Annotated in this window: 13 protein-coding genes and 4 pseudogenes; 8 read left to right on the top strand and 9 right to left on the bottom strand. The window is 69.4% G+C overall.

What is annotated here, in order from left to right; all coding sequences use genetic code 11:
- Positions 1-59 precede the first annotated feature (59 nt).
- Entirely contained in the window at positions 60-1,595 is a 1,536-nt protein-coding gene (locus tag OG978_RS45700) for a hypothetical protein (RefSeq protein WP_326770945.1), read from the bottom strand.
- A 295-nt stretch (positions 1,596-1,890) separates the two neighbouring features.
- Here OG978_RS45700 and OG978_RS45705 point away from each other — a divergent pair, with 295 nt between their 5' ends.
- Entirely contained in the window at positions 1,891-2,517 is a 627-nt protein-coding gene (locus OG978_RS45705) for a type I-G CRISPR-associated protein Cas7 (RefSeq protein WP_326770946.1), read from the top strand.
- Here the strand turns inward: OG978_RS45705 and OG978_RS45710 are convergent.
- The 3 genes and pseudogenes from OG978_RS45710 to OG978_RS45720 form a co-directional block, all read right to left on the bottom strand.
- A pseudogene (locus OG978_RS45710) lies at positions 2,443-2,622 on the bottom strand (hypothetical protein); the annotation flags it as partial. The gene OG978_RS45705 and the pseudogene OG978_RS45710 sit on opposite strands and share 75 nt — an antisense overlap.
- Positions 2,623-2,706: 84 nt before the next feature.
- Entirely contained in the window at positions 2,707-3,129 is a 423-nt protein-coding gene (locus OG978_RS45715) for a DUF4267 domain-containing protein (protein ID WP_326770947.1), read from the bottom strand.
- A gap of 63 nt (positions 3,130-3,192) precedes the next feature.
- Entirely contained in the window at positions 3,193-3,906 is a 714-nt protein-coding gene (locus tag OG978_RS45720; RefSeq protein WP_326770948.1) for a 2-oxoglutarate/malate transporter, read from the bottom strand.
- 40 nt (positions 3,907-3,946) lie between these two features.
- On the opposite strand from OG978_RS45720, the gene OG978_RS45725 reads away from it, so the two are divergent.
- Positions 3,947-4,573 carry a TetR/AcrR family transcriptional regulator gene (locus tag OG978_RS45725; protein WP_326770949.1) on the top strand — a complete coding sequence of 209 codons (627 nt, stop codon included), beginning with the start codon at positions 3,947-3,949 and terminating at the stop codon, positions 4,571-4,573.
- Positions 4,574-4,629: 56 nt separating this feature from the next.
- On the opposite strand, the gene OG978_RS45730 is transcribed toward OG978_RS45725, so the two are convergent.
- Complete coding sequence (locus tag OG978_RS45730; protein ID WP_326771081.1) at positions 4,630-5,271, bottom strand: TetR/AcrR family transcriptional regulator; 642 nt, start codon at positions 5,269-5,271, stop codon at positions 4,630-4,632.
- Positions 5,272-5,372: 101 nt separating this feature from the next.
- Here OG978_RS45730 and OG978_RS45735 point away from each other — a divergent pair, with 101 nt between their 5' ends.
- From OG978_RS45735 to OG978_RS45740, 3 genes and pseudogenes are all read left to right on the top strand, one after another.
- Positions 5,373-6,416, top strand: a complete 1,044-nt coding sequence (locus OG978_RS45735) for an FAD-dependent oxidoreductase (RefSeq protein ID WP_326770950.1) — start codon at positions 5,373-5,375, stop codon at positions 6,414-6,416.
- 46 nt (positions 6,417-6,462) lie between these two features.
- A pseudogene (locus OG978_RS48735) lies at positions 6,463-6,633 on the top strand (hypothetical protein); the annotation flags it as partial.
- Between the two features lie 46 nt (positions 6,634-6,679).
- Positions 6,680-6,913, top strand: a complete 234-nt coding sequence (locus OG978_RS45740) for a hypothetical protein (RefSeq protein WP_326770951.1) — start codon at positions 6,680-6,682, stop codon at positions 6,911-6,913.
- Positions 6,914-7,323: 410 nt separating this feature from the next.
- On the opposite strand, the pseudogene OG978_RS48740 reads toward OG978_RS45740, so the two are convergent.
- The 3 genes and pseudogenes from OG978_RS48740 to OG978_RS45765 all read right to left on the bottom strand — a co-directional run bounded on the left by OG978_RS48740 (position 7,324) and on the right by OG978_RS45765 (position 11,546).
- Positions 7,324-8,386 (bottom strand): annotated as a pseudogene (locus OG978_RS48740) (IS630 family transposase).
- 48 nt (positions 8,387-8,434) lie between these two features.
- Complete coding sequence (locus tag OG978_RS45760; protein WP_326770955.1) at positions 8,435-9,337, bottom strand: IS5 family transposase; 903 nt, start codon at positions 9,335-9,337, stop codon at positions 8,435-8,437.
- A gap of 825 nt (positions 9,338-10,162) precedes the next feature.
- Positions 10,163-11,546, bottom strand: a pseudogene (locus OG978_RS45765) (IS1380 family transposase).
- 169 nt (positions 11,547-11,715) lie between these two features.
- On the opposite strand from OG978_RS45765, the gene OG978_RS45770 reads away from it, so the two are divergent.
- The 3 genes from OG978_RS45770 (at position 11,716) to OG978_RS45780 (ending at position 14,406) form a co-directional block, all read left to right on the top strand.
- Positions 11,716-12,927: an IS4 family transposase gene (locus OG978_RS45770; RefSeq protein WP_326770956.1), complete on the top strand. Its 1,212-nt coding sequence runs from the start codon at positions 11,716-11,718 to the stop codon at positions 12,925-12,927.
- Positions 12,928-13,189: 262 nt separating this feature from the next.
- Positions 13,190-13,612, top strand: a complete 423-nt coding sequence (locus OG978_RS45775; RefSeq protein WP_326770957.1) for a hypothetical protein — start codon at positions 13,190-13,192, stop codon at positions 13,610-13,612.
- 197 nt (positions 13,613-13,809) lie between these two features.
- Complete coding sequence (locus OG978_RS45780) at positions 13,810-14,406, top strand: hypothetical protein (RefSeq protein WP_326770958.1); 597 nt, start codon at positions 13,810-13,812, stop codon at positions 14,404-14,406.
- 149 nt (positions 14,407-14,555) lie between these two features.
- Here the strand turns inward: OG978_RS45780 and OG978_RS45785 are convergent, their stop codons facing one another.
- A complete protein-coding gene (locus OG978_RS45785) occupies positions 14,556-16,262 on the bottom strand; it encodes a tetratricopeptide repeat protein (protein ID WP_326770959.1) in 1,707 nt (568 codons plus the stop codon).
- Positions 16,263-16,274 lie beyond the last annotated feature (12 nt).

Below are 16,274 nucleotides of genomic sequence, written 5' to 3' on the forward strand. Positions count from 1 at the left end.
CCGATGGGCGGCCAGGAGGGACGACACCGTCACGGGTTCACTCGGACGGGTGCTGTGCCTCAAGCCCGGAGGGGACAGGTGAGCGGGAGGACGCGTTCGGTCATCTGCCCGGTGAGCTGGGTGTCGGTGAGTGCGGCGTCGGTGAGCCAGTCCGCTGCGGTCAGCTGGTCGACCAGGTGCTGCAGCTCGCCGGGGCCTGTCGGGACCCAGTCGGCGAGAGCGTTCAGGGTGATGCCCTGTCCGCCGGGACCGAGGCGTCCCGAGGCGTCGGTCCCGGCGGCCAGCGTCAGGGCGAGCAGCCGGGTGCCGGCGGCGGCCTTGGCCTTGCGGAGCTTCTTGTCCGAGACGACTTTCTGGGCCCAGCCGGAGAGCTTGGGCCGCATCTTCTTGCCGAACGTGAACGGGCCTGTCCCGTCCTCGTGGGGCGTCAGGGAGGGGACGGTGATCGGGGTGGGGTTTTCCGGCCGGGAGGCGAGCAGGTCGCCGACAGTGCCGGGCAGGCTGAGCCAGCCGGAGCCGGTCAGCTTTTCGACCAGGTCCTCCGGGTCGGTCAGGCCCAGCGCGGTGAGGTCCTGGCCGACGAGGTTGCCGGTGCCGGTGCCGGTGTGCGCGGTGCGCAGGGTCAGCATCAGCACGAGCAGACGAGCTTCCGGTCCGGGCAGCGGGGTGTGGTCGGCCACGTGCGCGAGGACAGAGCGCGCGTGGTCCCACTGTGTCGCCACGGTCAGCAGCCGGGCCACTGCGGGCCTGTCGTCGTCCGTGGTGCCGCCGGTGCGCTGCTGGTGCTGGAGGCGGGCGGCGGTGGCGGCCTGCTCGGCACGCTGGGCGTCCAGTCGCAGGCCGGTGTCGCCGGTGGCCTCGGCCCAGGCCGCGAAGGCGCTCGCCTTGCGGGTGTGGAGGTCGGCCAGGAGCGCCAGGTCGGGCTGCTCGCGTTGCTGGTAGGCGCGGAAGAGGTCACCGAGTTCGATGAGTTCGTCCCGCAGGGTGACGGGGCGCAGATGGTGCGGGATGACGCGCTGGGCGATCTTCACCTGCGGTGGGCGGCGCCGTGCGGGTGCGGAGCGGGGCGCTGGCACCGCCGTTCCGGCCGCGACCTGGCGGTCGGAGAACTGCGGCGTGCCCGCGCCCGGGGCTGCGGGGGTCGGGCGTTCGGAGGGCTGGGGTCCGGGGGCCTGGGAGGGGGTCGCGGTCTTGGCTCCGGGTGTGGCGGCCGCGCACCGCGAGCAGCATTCCATGGCCTGCCACCAGCGTCCTTCCCGGTCGGTGATCACGGCCAGGACGACCGGTCCGCCGCACCGCCAGGGTTCGGCGCGCGGGTGCCGGCCGGTGTCGGGCAGATGAGTGTGGCAGCCCTCGGCCCTGCACGCGCAGTACATCCCGGCCCTGGGGGCGGGGGCGGCGCGCAGGTGGGCCTTGAGGTGGGCGACCGCAGCAGCACGGCCGGCGGTCGCGGACGGCAGACGCTGCTCGGCACAGGCGGGGCGGCTGCACGAGATACGCACCGCCGCACTGCCCCGGCCGGCAGCGTCCAGACGCACCGTCCACCGGCGTCCCGGCACCCGCTCATCCAGCTCGCTCCCCGCAGCCTGCGTCATCCCGCTCTCCCTCCCGCTTTCGTGTCCCTGACCGCCGCACCTGCTGCCTGGGCCGATGGCGCGCGGCGGGCCCAGCGTATGCGGCAAAAGGGGGCGGAGATCGGTGAACTCGCCCTGTGGCGTGCGGCGGACTCGAAGCCTCGCTCAGCAAAGATCCTGCCCAGGGCGGTCTATTTGTCGTGGTCGGTACACGCCGGGTCTGACATGGGCGGCGATCGGATGGACGCCATCCGGGGCGGATCCGCATACCTTCCGCATCTGCTGATGGCCTGAGTCGGCGGGGATCCCGGTGAGGATGACGAACCTGGACGCGCCCCACCGGTCGAGGGACGCCTACTTCCGGGACGCAGAGGACTGCGCCGGGACCGCCTTCGACAGGACGGAGCCGGGCCGGGCCCTGAGCCAGGCGAGCCCCGAGGACTGGAGCTCCTACCTGCGCCTGGTACCGAGCGACCTCGCGTACGGGGTGTGGGACTCGCACCGGAAGCGGCGGATCCAGGTGAAGATCCCGCGCGCCTACAAGTCGGCGATGATCGGCATCGAGCCGTTGGTCGGCGTACGCGGAGCAGGCCGCGTCGACCCGCTGAACCTCGCCGGTGACACGGTGAAGGTGTCCGAATCCGGCTGGGCGCCCATCGAGGGGACCAAGGCACCCAAGGGCGCGAAGACGGCGCGGATGTCCGAGCTCGGTCACGGGATGATCCCGCCGTCCGAAGGGCTGGGCGGCGTCTCGGTCCGGTCCGTGCGGCGCGAAGCGACTCACAGTCGGCGGTGCGGAGTGAGAGCCGGGCCGGCGCCCGTCGGCGGCCCGGATCCAGTTCCGCAGCGTCTCGGTGTTCACCCCGAGATCAGCCGCGACCGACCTGATCGTCGCTCCTGGCTTCGACCGGTACAACGCGACCGCGTCCGCCCGACGGGATAGTGCTTCATCCCCACGGGGACTCCGTTCTCCTGGACCATCAAGATCCAAGTCTCTCCGGTGTCCAAAACCCGGGGTCAAGGCCCACCGCGACTTCGCCACCCGCATGATCACCGAAGCCCTGTCCGCAGCGAACCAGAACTGACGCGCAGAATCCGATCGCCCCCGCTCAAGGCCCGTCGAAACGGCGGATCACGAGGAGGGGGTCAGCTGCGGCTGCTGTGTCGTGCGCGTGCTGCCCTCGGTCAGCAGCATGACGGCGGTGAGTACGACGACGGCGGCCGCCGATACGTGAACGCTCAGCGCTGTGGTGAACGTGCCTCCATGGGTGACGACCGTGAGCATGTCACCGAGCGGAATGATGGCGTCGATGAGGACCACCCAGCCGAGGGTTCGCCGCTGCCCGAGCGCGAGCAGCAGGAACACGGTGAACGCCACGGCGATATCGCGTATGCCCTTCACCACGAAATAGCCGTCGGCGTTGCCCTTCGGCCAGGGGGCGATACCGAACCCGGCGGGTGCACCGTCGGGGTTCAGCAGGAAATTGAGCCCGAAGAACAGAACCGTGGCGCCGGTCAGTACGGCAAGGGCAGTGGTGATGTGATGCCTCTTCATGAATCCTCCCAAGGAATGCGGGCCTTGCGGACCTCGCGGATCCGCGCATTGCGGCGTTGTCCGTCAATCGCTGACCACTTGCTCAGGGGGACCGGGGTGCGGGGGCTGCCGGATCAGGGTGATGCCGTACACGACGATCCAGACGACCCACAGCAACCAGCCCGCGAGACCGAGGAGGCCGAGGGCCCCGCCGTTGTCGATGACCCAGTGGGCGAGGGTGGCCGAACTGAACTGCAGTACGGCGGCGAGCAGCCCCAGGCCGGCGTGCCAGGGCCGGGTCAGGCCGGTGTGCAGGCCGCCGATGGACAGGCCGAGGAGGGCGAGCGCCAGAAAGGTTCCGTTGAGGGTGAACACCGCATCGTGCAGCGCCCAGAGTGCCGCGGTCGCGGAGGGGTCGCGCGGGGCTGTCGAGGTCAGAGCGAGGCGGGTGGCGACGACCCCGGCGAAGGTGACGTTCTGAAGGACGAGGCCGGCGAGCCCCAGCAGTGACCATGCCTCGCCCCGGTCGCGCTCGGAGCGCCGCAGCGCGACGAGCGCTCCGGCGCCGAACAACGTGGCCAGTATCCAGGCGGCGGGGGTGAGCGCGGATCCGATGCCGACGGCGACGCCTTCCGCGGCGAAGAACTCGGTGACCTCGCCGGTCTCCGTGCCGGTGAGGGGAAGGCCGGCGGGCACCATGATCACGTTGCTGAGGGTGATCATGGCAGCGAAACCCAAGGCGGCGATGCCGCCGATCCGGGGGAAACTGCTGGTGGTTAACTTGAATTGATCTGCCATATATTCATTATATGCAGCGTAAAGCAGGGGAGGGCAAGGCATGACCGAGGAACAGGGCCGACGTCGTTACGACTCACTTCGCCGGGCCACGCAGGCGCTGGAGACCCGGGCCGAGATCGCCCGCGCCGCGCGTCGGCTCTTCGACGCCCAGGGCTGGGCGAGCACGACCGTCCGTGACGTGGCGCGCGAAGCGGGAGTCTCCGTGCCCACCGTCTACGCGACGTACGGCAACAAGACCGGGCTGACCCGGGCCGTGGCCGATTCGGCCGACCTGTCCGCCGACGCACCGCAGATGCTCGCGGAGTTGGAGGCCGCAGCGGCGGACCCCGAGCGCCAGCTCGCGGCGATGGCCGGCTACGACCGGAGGCTGTTCGAGCGCGCGGGCGACGTCATCATGCTGATCCGCGAAGCGGGCCGCAGCGAACCCGAGCTCGCCACGGCCTACCGGGAAGGCCGCGAGCGGGGCGACGAAACCCGGATCCAGGTCTTCTCGTCCTGGCCGGAGGGCACCCTCCGACGCGGCCTGGATCTGCAGGCGGCCGTCGACATCTACGCGGCTGTCTGCAACATCGGCGTCTACACCACGCTCACCACCGAACGCGGCTGGCAGCCCGGCCGCATCGAGGAATGGTGGGGGCAGACGCTGGCCCGTGAGCTGCTCGGATAGGCGTACGCCGAACATCCCGATCGTCCGGACGGCGGCCCGGTCGGGGTGTACCTGCGTCAGATCCCTCCTGGTCCCCCGGCCCGGGAGGGGGCCGGACCTGCCGCAGGTCCCTCCTGGGCCTCCGGATACACCGCTTGGAGGAGGTCGCGGACGAAGCGGTCGGGGTCGTCCAGGCCGGCCGCGGCCAGCGTGTCGGGGCCGTCGGCCAGCACATGGGGGATGGCGGCGTGCATGGCGAGGGTGACGGTGGCGGCTCGCTGCGGAGTGACAGGCAGTCCGGCGGCCCGCTGGGCCAGCTCGAACCCCGCGAAGTCGGAGGCGGCGATCGGGTCGAGGATGGTCGACAACCAGGGCTTGCGGGCCGCCTCGGCCTGGAGCTCCAAGTAGGCGAGCAGGCGGGGGCGGCCGGGCCCGGCGACGTTCTCCAGGAGCGTCCGGAACAAGACGACCAGGCCCTCGCGGTCGGTGGGCCCCGGTCCGGTGGCCGCGATCCGTGCGGTGATCGCGCGGTACTGCTCCAGGCAGCGCTCGGCCACCGCCCGCAGCACGGCGTCCCTGGTCGGGAAGTAGTTCTTGGTGGTGCCGGGCGGTACCTCTGCGGCCGCGTCGACGGCGCGGTGCGTCAGGCCGCGGCCGCCCGCGTCGGCCAGTACCCCGATGGCCGCGTCGCTCAGCCGCTCCCGCCGGTCCGCATTCACCGTCGACATCTCCTCTCCTTGACTCCTTGCTCACACTACCCCAGCCGTGGTACCACAGCTGTGGTACTCGAATGAGGGTGGACGAGCCGGGGGAGGCTGGCATGACCGGAACGGCGGTTGTGGTCGGAGCAGGAGTCGGTGGGCTGACGACGGCGATCGGGCTGCGCCGTGCGGGATGGGTGGTGTCGATCATCGAGCGGCGGACGGAACTGGAGCGGTACGGCACCGCGTTCGGCATCCACCCCACCGCGCAGGCCGCACTCGACCGCCTGGGCGTGGGCGAGGCGTTCCGCGACCGGGCGGTGCCCTACCGGGGCGCACGGATCCGCACCCCGGAGGGGAAGGTGATGGCGAGCCTCCCGCTGGAGCGGATCGAGCGGAAGGCCGGGCGCCCCGAACTGCTGATCTCCCGGCCCTATCTGATCGATGCTCTGCTGGCCGGGCTGGAAGCCTTCGGGGACGTGCCGCTCAAGCTCGGGGAGAACGTCTGCGATGTGAAAGCACTGGCGGCCGGGCACGACCTGGTGGTCGGCGCCGACGGAATCCGCAGCGCCGTGCGCACCGCACGCTTCGGCGAGCGCAGCGGCCCGCGACGCGTCGGGACCGTCGCCTGCATCGGTGTCGCCGACTTCGAGAGCGGCGTCTACGGCGAGACCTGGGGCAGGGGCCGGTTCTTCGGGATGACCCCGGTCGAGCCGGGCCGCACCAACTGGTACGCCACCGTGCCCGAGGCCGTCACCGCCGAGGACCTGCGCGGGTACTTCGAGGACTGGCACGACCCCATCCCGCGCATTCTCACCGAGACCGACCCGTCCACCTGGATCCGTTACGAGATGCGACACCTGTTCCCCGCCCTGCCGACCTTCGTCCACGGTGGGCGGGTCGCGCTGGTCGGCGACGCGGCGCACGCCATGACGCCCAATCTGGGCCAGGGCGCCTGCACGGCGATCCTCGACGCGGAGGCCCTGACCCGGGCCGTCGCCGAGCACGGCCGGGCCGGCCTGCCTTCCGCCCTGCGCGCCTACGACTCGGAACGCCGCCGCAGCGCCCAGCGGATCGCGTTCGGCTCCCGGAGCCTGCACCGCTTCATGAGCACCGAGCGCACCCGGCTGCGCGACTCGCTGGTCAGCATGTTGCCGAGCTGATGGAGACCTGGGGCATGCGCATTGCGAACCCGCCGCGGACCCTGTCATGGCTGCGGCATACGGTGCTGATGTGACTTCCACCCAGCGCCCCCATGCACAGCCGGACAAGGACGAGGACGGCGTACTTCTGCCGAGGCTGCGGCTCAAGGACGTGGTGCTGCGCGGTGTGCTGTTCGGCGCTGTGGCCGGCATCGTCGCCGCCGTCGTGGCAGCGGTCCGCCGAGAGCACCCCACTTGCGTGTCATGGACGGGCTCCTGGAAGGATGCCTCCCTGGTCCCCGTGGGACTTCGACCGGAAGCCGTACGGCGACGACCGCGCGCCCGCCGACGCCGCCGTGTTCGCCTACACCACGCCCGACGACAGAGCCGACGCCCTGGCCGTTGCACTAGGCCAGTACAACGATGCCACCGCCCGCATCAAGGCCCAGGCCGCCGAGAGGCCGTCGCCCGGCTCGACGCTGAAACCACCTGACCGCCGCCCCGCTCGGTCCTACTGACGCAGTGCACCCTTGTCCGTGCCGCTGGCGCCCGAAATCCAGCGGGATGCGTGGAGTTCCGCGGCGGGGCCTGTTACAGGGATGAGGGCATCCTGCCCCGGACTCCGCTGCGCGGAACGCCGGCTGTCCGAGTTGGAGAGCGTCATCACGCTTCTCCGGTGGGACGAAAGTTAGGGGACGATCGATGTCCAGGGCGGCGTTTGGCCTCGTAGGCGAGTTCCGAGAACGCCTGTTGTTCAGCGCTGAGATCGCCTGGTTCCACGTGAGCCAAGGCGGCGCGGCCCTCATTCACCACTGCCGAGGCTCCCGAAGACACGAGTGACCCACTGATCCATTCGGGCCACGAAGTCCGACGGCGAGGTAATTCCCGAGGCTACTGAACTTGAATGTGTGATGTCGGCCTGATCGTGTCAGCTGGTCAGGGTCAGGCCGGTGCCTATGAGGCAGCCGTCGATGAGGTGCGGTCGGTACTGGGTCTTCTTGAGGCTGCGCTTCACGGCGGCGGCGAGCTGGTCGAGGTTCGCGGCGGCGAGGTTGCCGATCGCCCGTTTCACCAGGGACCAGATGCCCTCCTGCGGGTTGAGGTCGGGTGCGTAGGACGGGAAATGAAGACGGTCAGCCAGTCCTCGTTCGCAGCGATGAAGTCCTTCATCTGCGGCATGAGATGGGTGCGCAGGTTGTCCCGGACCAGGACGATGGGGCCTTTGAGCTGGTTGTGCGCCCGCACGATGAGGTCGCGGTAGTCCTGCCAGGTGAATCCCTTGGGTTCGCCCTTGCGGCCCCGGTGGACGCGAAAGCTGTAGATCAGCCTCGACCGGTCTCCGCGTCGGAAGCAGACCATTCCCGCCATCGAAACCCGTCCGGAACCCCTGCCCCGGACGCGGACGACCGGCGTCTGGCCGATGCGGCCCCAGGACCTCGCGCGTGGCGGCCTCAGCGACTGGCTGGCCTCGTCCTCACAGACGATCCAGGCCCCGCAGGCCGCCGCCGTACTTTTACCTGCGGCCACACCTCCTTCTTCCACAACTCCACCGCGCTGTCGTCACGTTCGATCGCCCGGCGGGCCGGCTGCTGCCACGACCAGCCATGGCGCTTCAGCAGCCGCCATGTCCCCTCCACCGTGTAGCCGACGTGGAACAACCGTCCGATCAGAGTCTTCACCCGGGCCAGTGTCCACCGCTGGTCAGCCCAGCCATGGGCGAGCGGGCCGCGCCCCAACTCCCGCTCCAGTTTGGCGATTTGGTCTGCCGAAAGCCTCGGACGCCCTGGCGATCCCTTTGACCGGACACCCTCTTCACCCCGCTCACGCCACTGACGGCGCCAGCGCTCCACCGACCGCTCGCTCACCCGCAGCGCGGCCGCGATCTCCCGGTTCTTCGCGCCGCTCTCGAAGCGACCGACCGCTTCCAGCCGGATCCGCTCTCTTGCAGCCCTCCTGGCATCGGTCAAACCGCCGCCCTGCGCGTATCTCACACCCCACAGCTACCGACTCGACTCAGAGCCTGTCGGGTGGCCGGTTGATTACGCTGCGATGAGGTCCTCGATGGTCTTGGTTCGGGCGGTCTTGCGGTGGGATTCATGGCTCCACCGTGATGGCTGCCCGGCGAGCCGGACGAGCATCAGGCGGATCATCGCCACCTTGATCATGGCCTCGGAGGTCGCGGTAAGCCGTTCGTAGTCGCGGGCCAGCCGACGGTTTCGGACCAGCCAGCCGAAACTTCGCTCCACCACCCAGCGGCGGGGCAGGACCTTGAAGCCCTTGACGTCGTCGGTCCGCTTCACGATCTCCACAACGATGTCCAACGTGTCGCGGGCCCATGAAAGCAGCGTGGAATCAACGGAGTTGGCGTATCCGCCGTCGGCCCACACCAGACTGACCGTGCGGAATCCCTTCGCGAGACGGGCCAGGACGATGCGGCCTTTGGCCCGGTCCTGCACGGACGCGGAGGTGACGGCAACGACCAGCAGCAGGCCCATCGTGTCCACGATCACGTGTCTCTTCCGCCCTGTCGTTCGCTTGCCCGCATCGAACCCACGCGCCTCGCCGCCCTCGCTGGTCTTGATCGACTGGGCGTCGATCACGGCGGCCGACGGCTCGGGATCGCGTCCGGCCCCGACCCGGACCTGGCGGCGGAGCCCGTCGTGGACGCGGTCCCAGGTGCCGTCCCGCCGCCACTTGGTGAACCAGCGGTGGGCCGCGTCCCAGGGCATCAGATCGCGCGGAAGCATCCGCCACTGGCAGCCCGACCGCAGCACGTAGAAGAGCGAGTCGAGCACCAACCGGTCCCCGTACTTGCGCACGCCGCCGCCTCTTCGCAGGTCACGCACGGGAAGAAGCAGCTGGATGATCTCCCACATCTCATCGGTCAGGCTGGACGGACAGCATGGGCCGCTGACGGCCTCGGAGTTTTCGCACTGGCACACATCACGTGATCATTCCGGGGCCGTCGCCATGCCCGGAGGGCAGATCGCGACCGTCACGCTTCACGCATAATCGGCCACCCGACAGGCTCTCAGCCGTCTACCAGCGCATGCCGAGTTGGTCGAGGTCGGTTCGGCGTTGTTCGGGGAGTTTCGCGGCGCGTTTGCGGACGTTGTCGAGCCAGGGCGATCTCGGACCTGGAGCGGTCGCCGAAGGACCTCCCGGCGTAAGGGGCGTGGAATGGTCGGAGGGTTGTCCTGGGAACTGGAGAGGGCCTCCTCGGCCCCGGGTTTGCGGCCCGGGAAGCGTGGCCTGCCTATAACCGGCAGAACCGGGAAATGGTGGGCTGTCGAGAGGCAGTCGGAGGGGTTCGTAGTAGTGGTGATCGGTGGGACAACACAACCCGCTGGGAGCGAAGGGCCCCTGCTTCATCGATGCGATCCGCGATCAGGGAGGGACCCGGATGAGTGCCGTTTCGGCTAGCCTCGATGTTTCGTGACGGTCCGTTGGTTTCTCCGGTGGGCCGTTTCGGCTTGTCGGGGCGGCTGTGCGGGTGCGGCTCAGCGGGCAGAACCCCTGGCAAGTCCCATCGTTGCAGCTCAGCAGCACTCTCCACCTATCTGATCAAGACCCGCACAAGCCCGCTCGTGAAAGCCCAAGGCTAAGCCTCGATCCACCGACGCGGTTTTGAAGTGGTCTCCGAGGGTTTGCGGGGCGGGTTCTGGACTGTCGGCCGGGTGTGGACAAGTGGTATCCGCTGGTCTGCCCAGCTTTTCCACAGGTTCGGTTCCGGTTGGGCCCTGGCGGGGCGGGTCGGGCAGAGGCGGTCAGGCCGGTTCGGGTGGGCGGTGGACAGTGTCGAACAACTGTGTCCACGCGTCTCGCCAGGGCCAGTTGTGCGGTAGGTGCAGTGTGATACGCCGTGCGGAGCGGGCGATCCGGGCCGGGACCTGGATCAGGTGGGCGCGGAGGGTGGCGGTGGTGGCCTTGGCATGGAAGGCGGAGGTCAGTGCGCCGACTGCCCGCAGCAGGTTGTAGGCCATCGCCCACAGGGTGAGCCAGGCGGCGTTGGCGTTGAACTTCCCCGACGGCAGGTGGGCCAGTGCGGAGGCTTTGCTGTCCGCGATGACCTGCTCGACGACGGCGTGGTGACGGCGTTCCCGCTCGGCTTGGAGGGTCTCGGCGGGGTTGTCGGTGAAGAACGGGTGGTGGCGCCAGACCGGGAACAACTCGCCCTGCTCTCCGACGACCGCGGGTTTGGCCAGGTCACGGACCCGGCGCACGACCAGCCGGGCCGTGACCCGCTCCGATTTCTTCCGGCTGGCGAACGCCGTGTATGCGGGAATCTCGGCGACTTCGGCGTCCGAGACGAGTTCGCCGGTCTCGGGGTCCGGCACCGCGGTCGGGTAGGTGATCTGCTGCCATGCGTTGTCGGGGATGGCAGCGATGGCCCGTTTGATCGAGGGGTTCATGCCGGTGGTGATGGAAAAGTGGGCGCCGGTCCGGCGGCAGGCGGCAATCACACCGGCGTTGTAGAACTGGGAGTCCGCGCGCAGTGCAGCCGGCCTCGTGGGCGGTGGCCAGGGCCTCGCTGACGAACTTCGGGGCGCCACGGGAGTCGGCCGCTTTGCCGCGGCGCAAACGCACTGTGGCGATCACCGGCCGGGAGTGCGGGGTGCAGATCGTGGCGAGCAAGGGGTGCAGGGTGCGGATGCCCTTGAACCGGCCGTACTCGGCGCCCTGCTTGGTGCGGCCGTAGACCCGTTTGTGGGTGGAGTCGACATCGATGAACGCCATTTGCCCCGCGCCGGGCAGCAGCGGGGTGTGCACGGCCAGTTCGCCGAGGAACCTTCGGTGCACAGCGTGGAGCTGGAGCGCATGACCGTGGGTGAACGCGCGCAGGAACGTGCCGAGCGTGGACGGGGCACGGATCCCGCCGAACAGGGTCGGCATCGCGCCATGGCGCAGGACGTCCAGGTTGTCGATGCTGTCTGCGCCCACGGCCATCCCTGCGACGATGCTGGTGACCTTGGCGTCCGCTGCCGCACCCGCACCGTTCCCCGCCCCGCTCAGCCTCACCTTCCCCACTGTCAGCCGGGCAAGCCCGCACCGCTCGGCCAGCCGCATCATCGGGACCAGCCCGGCATACGCGACCACATTGGCGTCATCGAACGCGGCGGACACCGCCGAAACGGCATGGGAAGATTGCATCTCGCGGGTGTTCTCTTGCTCTGTGGATGTGGAACCGTAGGAAGTCCCATCGTCCCAACTCAGAGGGCATCCGCGTATTCATGCCCAAGCCTTGGACCGGCTATTGCTCGGCGGATCAAGGCTAAGCCCAATACCGTTCAGTTAAGGGTCAGGGCGGTACTGTGGGGGCATGCCGCGTTCTGGTTGGGTGAAGCCGTCTTCTGGTGTCCGGTTGTCGGATTTGGTGTCTGTGGGGTTGCTGACGCGGGTGTTTCCCGCGGACGTGGTTGACGCGGTGATCGAGGAGGCGGGGCGTACTGAGCGGCGTCGCCGGTCGTTGCCCGCCCGGGTGATGGCGTACTTCTCGATGGGGATGGCGTTGTATTCCGATGACTCGTACGAGGATGTGTTCGCGCAGCTCACGGACGGGCTGTCGTGGGCGTCGGGGTGGTCGGAGTCGTTCCCGCCGCCGTCGAAGTCGGCGATCTTCCAGGCCAGGTCTCGTTTGGGGTTCGAGCCGGTGCGGGATCTCTTCGCGCGGGTCGCGCGTCCGCTGGCGGGGCCGGGCACGCCGGGGTCGTGGCTGGCGGGGCGTCGTCTGGTGGCGGTCGATGGGACGTGCCTGGACGTGGCGGACACGTCAGTCAACGCAGAGTTCTTCGGGCGGCCCGCTTCAAGCCGAGGGGAGCGGTCCGCGTTTCCGCAGGCCCGCCTGGTGGCATTGGCGGAATGCGGTACTCATGCGGTCTTCGACGCTGTTACCGGCCCGTGCGGTGTGTCGGAGATGGAGTTGTCCCGGCAGCTCGTCGGGCGGCTGGAGCCGGGCCAGCTGGTCCTGGCCGACCGGGGTTTCTACGGGTTCCGCCTCTGGCAGCAGTCCGCAGCCACGGGCGCGGATCTGCTCTGGCGAGTGAAGACGAACCTGAGGCCCCGGTATCTGGAAACCCTGGATGACGGGTCGTGGCTGGCCAGGATCGTCCCGACGTCGGGCCCGAACCGGGCCACGGCGGAGCCCCTCACGGTCAGAGTGATCGACTACACGGTCGATGACGGCCGGGACAACCCCGAGGAATACCGTCTGCTGACCACGATCCTCGACCCGGCCGAGGCCGGCGCCGAGGACCTCGCAGCCGCCTACGTCCAACGGTGGGAAATCGAGACCACCTTCGACGAGCTGAAGACCCACCAGCGCGGGCCCCGCGCGGTACTGCGCTCGAAGGCCCCCGACCTTGTCCAGCAAGAAATCTGGGGACACCTGTGCTGCCACTACGCCATTCGCACCCTGATGGCCGACACCGCCGCCCACGCCGGCCACGACCCCGACAGAGTCTCCTTCGTCAAAGCCCTCCGCATCGCTCGCCGTTCAGTCGCGCAGAGCGCATTTTCCCCCTCCGGGCACTGACACGGCCGACACGATCTGGCATCACGCCATCCGATGGCTCGCCCAACACCTCAACCCACCACGCCGAAAGCGCACACACCCACGAGTCGTCAAACGCAAGATCCTGAAATGGGCCGCGAAACGCTCCCACCACACACACTGGCCCCAACCCAAACACAACCCCCACATCACCATCCAAATTCACTAACTGAACGGTATTGAGGCTAAGCCCTCCTCCCGCCTGAGTGCTTGGTGTATTGCCGCCGTGAGGTCGAGGGCCCACATGGGTCCTGCGTCCGCTTCATTCGCCAGCCAGGTGAACCGCGCCTGCGTCATCGAGCCCCCCGCTGAGCTGGCGGCCGTCGAGGCCGCCCGTGAACAGAAGCTCTACGCCAGCCTGCTGGACTACCACGCCGACGTGGCCCTGGGAGAGGCGGTGCCGGCCGCCCGCGCCGCCGGACCCGGTGCCAACCGGCTGGCGGAGCTCGTGGCGCCGGCGATCTCCCGGCCGGTCGCCCTCAAACTGGCCAAGCGCTACCCGGACTACCTCAGCGTCGGTCACCAGGTCTCGGTGCCGGAGTACAGCGTCCCGGAGGGCTGGGCGCGCAAGGGGGAAATCGTCTCCGTTGACGAGCAGGCCGCCGTTGTCGAGCTCAATGACGGCCACCGCCAGGAGCTCCCGCTCGATGAGCTCACTCCGGCCTGATCCAGGCGCTGAACCCACGCGCGCTGGAGCTGACACCTTGACCACCACCCAAAAGCCCGTGCAGCTTGCCGTGACCGGAGAGGCCATCACCTGATGAGCCCGCGCAAAGCCGCACCCTTCACCCTCAGCAGCGCGCGCAGGTCCTGGACGCGCTCGCCCGGGGCGAGTCGGTCTACAAGGCCACGCAGCAGGCCGGCGTGAAGCACGCTCGGTTCTACGCCCTGCGCCGCACCGACCCGCAATTCGAGGCCGCCGTCATCGCCGCCGCAAAACGCGGCACCAGGACCGGCAGGACCGTTGCCCCGATCCTCGCTGCCTCGTCCCGCATCGACGAGGACCGCGTACGCCGCCTGGTCCTGCGGGCCCTGGAGCAAGGGGAGACACTGCGCGGGGCGGCTGCTGCCCCCGGGACCACCCCGACGACCGTGCTGCGGATCCGCCGCGACCACCCCGACTTCGACCGGCAGGTGGTCGCCACCGCGAGACGGGAAGGGCACAGAGGCCCGCCACCACACAGAGTCTCACCCAAGAGTGCCTGCGCCGTGCCCGGATGCCCCGCGGCGAAGACCAAGGCCCGGAGACTGTGCGCGCGGCACTACTACCAGTGGTACCGCACCAGCCGCACCGGACCCGCGGAGCAGACCTACGGACGTCGCCCGGTGTGCCAGACACCCGGCTGCGGCCAGCCGCACCGGGCCCGCGGCTACTGCGTGAACTGCGTGAACTGCTACGACCGTGCCATCCGCTGCGCCCGCCGCAGACCAGGCGGAGCCCCCGAACCGCGTTCGCGCTGACGGGCCGTTTAAGGGCGGGCAGCGTGGTCGAGGATGGCGCACATGCGCGCCAGGCCGCGGCGCACTCGATAACGTGGCCAACTGCCCGCCCGTGGGCAGCGCCAGCCCTTCTACTTCGCGCGCAGAAATCCGAGCTGAACGGGCCCCCTTTACAACGGAGGCTCCCCAGAATCACCCCCCGCCGACCGCCACCGGTGCAGAACATTACGAGCAGAAAGGGTGTCAGGGTGTTCGCTGCCGAGCAGCCGTTCGCGGTCGGCGAGGACGCGTTCGAGCAGGTTGATTGCGTCGTTGGTGCGTCCTGCCTGCTGGTAGGAGGTGGCGAGGTTGGCGCGGGCGGTCAGGGTGTCGGGGTGTTCGTTGCCCAGCAGCCGCTCGCAGTCGGCGACCATGTGTTCCCAGTACGTCGAGGCGGTGCCGTGCAGGTGTGCGTTGAGGAGGCTTACCCCCGCGCCGTAGAGCACGGGGTGGGCGACGAAGCGGGCGTCGGGCATCCATAGCGACTCTCCGGCATGGGTGGTGAGTGAGTCCGTGTTGGTGCGTAGTGTGCTGGCCAGTTCGCGTTGTGTGTGGTCAGGGTCTGGCCATATCTCGATGAGGGCGTCGGCGGCGGTGACGGCGGTCGCCGGCTGCTGGTCCTGAGGGATGGTCTCGCGTAGGGCCCGGGCGGTGAGCGCGTGGATACGCACCGCGCGGAGGCTGTCGATGGAGCTGTCGTACGTGATCAACCCGTACCGGTCGAGGAGCCGCAGCGCTGCGAGTGCCTCGTCGCCTGTAACAGTTCGCGCCGCGCTTGTGCGCCGGCGGCGCAGGACGCGGTTCCGTCGGGCCGGGACGGTGGGGTGCTCCTGGGTGAGATAGGTGAGGAAGGCGTTGGTGGTCCACAAGTCGGCGGGCTGTCCGGCGGGGTCGAGGAAGGCGGCGATGCGGAGGGCGGCGCGGGCCAGGGGCCCGTGGGGGTCCTGGTCGGTGGCGTCGAGAGCGAGGAGCAGAGTGGTAGTGACCTGCCGGCCGTAGCGTTCAGCGTCGGCCCAGTGAGGCAGAAGCTCGTCCAGGTGCGTGGCACGGTCAGCGAACCGCTCCAGGTAGGCACTGCAGGAGGCGCTCTCGCGAAGCATGTACGCGGCGGCGTGTCCCAGTGCCAGCGGCAGGTGTCCGAGTGCCTCGGCGAGGGCCGGGGCCTGGTGGTCGATCAGGTGGGCTTTGCGGTCGTGGGTGAGGCGGGCGGTGAGGTAGCCGGTCGCCTCGGCCGGGGTGTAGACATCGACGTCGATGCGGGCCCGGCCGCCGCCGGTCAGGCGCGGATCCTTGAGTCGGGTGGTGGCAAGGGTCCAGCCGGTGCCGCGCTGGCTGTCCGGCCACCAGGGATCGATCGCGTCCGGGTTGGTGATGTCGTCCAGGACCACCAGCCACCGTCGGTCGGTGGCCGCCAGCCAGTTGACGAAGGCCCGTGCGTCCGCTTCCAGGTCAGTGCCGGTAAGGCCGGGCGCCTGCACGAGCGCAGCGGCCTGCGCATAGACGGTCAGAACCTGCTGGATATCGGTTGCCGACGTCCACACCACCAGATCGGCGCCACCTTCGACCGCATCACGGGCGTAGGCGGCGGCCAGCTGCGACTTGCCCACCCCGCCACCACCCGACATCACCTGCACAGACGCACGCGTACCGGACCGCGACTGCTCACCGTGCGGGGCGTCGCTCGCCAGCACGACGCTCCGGCCGTGCCCGCGGGCCTCGTCGACCGCCTGACGCAGTACCTCGCGCGGCTGGAACGCGGACGCCAGCACCGGCACCGTCCCCACCACCACCGGCCACCCCACCGGCACGCCGGCCTCTTCCACGTACTGCTTATCCACATACGTGACCCG

Source organism: Streptomyces sp. NBC_01591 (assembly GCF_035918155.1).
Classification (GTDB): domain Bacteria; phylum Actinomycetota; class Actinomycetes; order Streptomycetales; family Streptomycetaceae; genus Streptomyces.

Excerpts from the sequence above, each read along its gene's own strand:
- OG978_RS45700 (WP_326770945.1), bottom strand. The coding sequence starts at position 1,595 with ATGACGCAGGCTGCGGGGAGCGAGCTGGATGAGCGGGTGCCGGGACGC.
- OG978_RS45775 (WP_326770957.1), top strand. The coding sequence starts at position 13,190 with ATGGGTCCTGCGTCCGCTTCATTCGCCAGCCAGGTGAACCGCGCCTGC.
- OG978_RS45715 (WP_326770947.1), bottom strand. The coding sequence starts at position 3,129 with ATGAAGAGGCATCACATCACCACTGCCCTTGCCGTACTGACCGGCGCC.
- OG978_RS45725 (WP_326770949.1), top strand. The coding sequence starts at position 3,947 with ATGACCGAGGAACAGGGCCGACGTCGTTACGACTCACTTCGCCGGGCC.
- OG978_RS45705 (WP_326770946.1), top strand. The coding sequence starts at position 1,891 with ATGACGAACCTGGACGCGCCCCACCGGTCGAGGGACGCCTACTTCCGG.
- OG978_RS45740 (WP_326770951.1), top strand. The coding sequence starts at position 6,680 with ATGCCTCCCTGGTCCCCGTGGGACTTCGACCGGAAGCCGTACGGCGAC.
- OG978_RS45735 (WP_326770950.1), top strand. The coding sequence starts at position 5,373 with ATGACCGGAACGGCGGTTGTGGTCGGAGCAGGAGTCGGTGGGCTGACG.
- OG978_RS45770 (WP_326770956.1), top strand. The coding sequence starts at position 11,716 with ATGCCGCGTTCTGGTTGGGTGAAGCCGTCTTCTGGTGTCCGGTTGTCG.
- OG978_RS45720 (WP_326770948.1), bottom strand. The coding sequence starts at position 3,906 with ATGGCAGATCAATTCAAGTTAACCACCAGCAGTTTCCCCCGGATCGGC.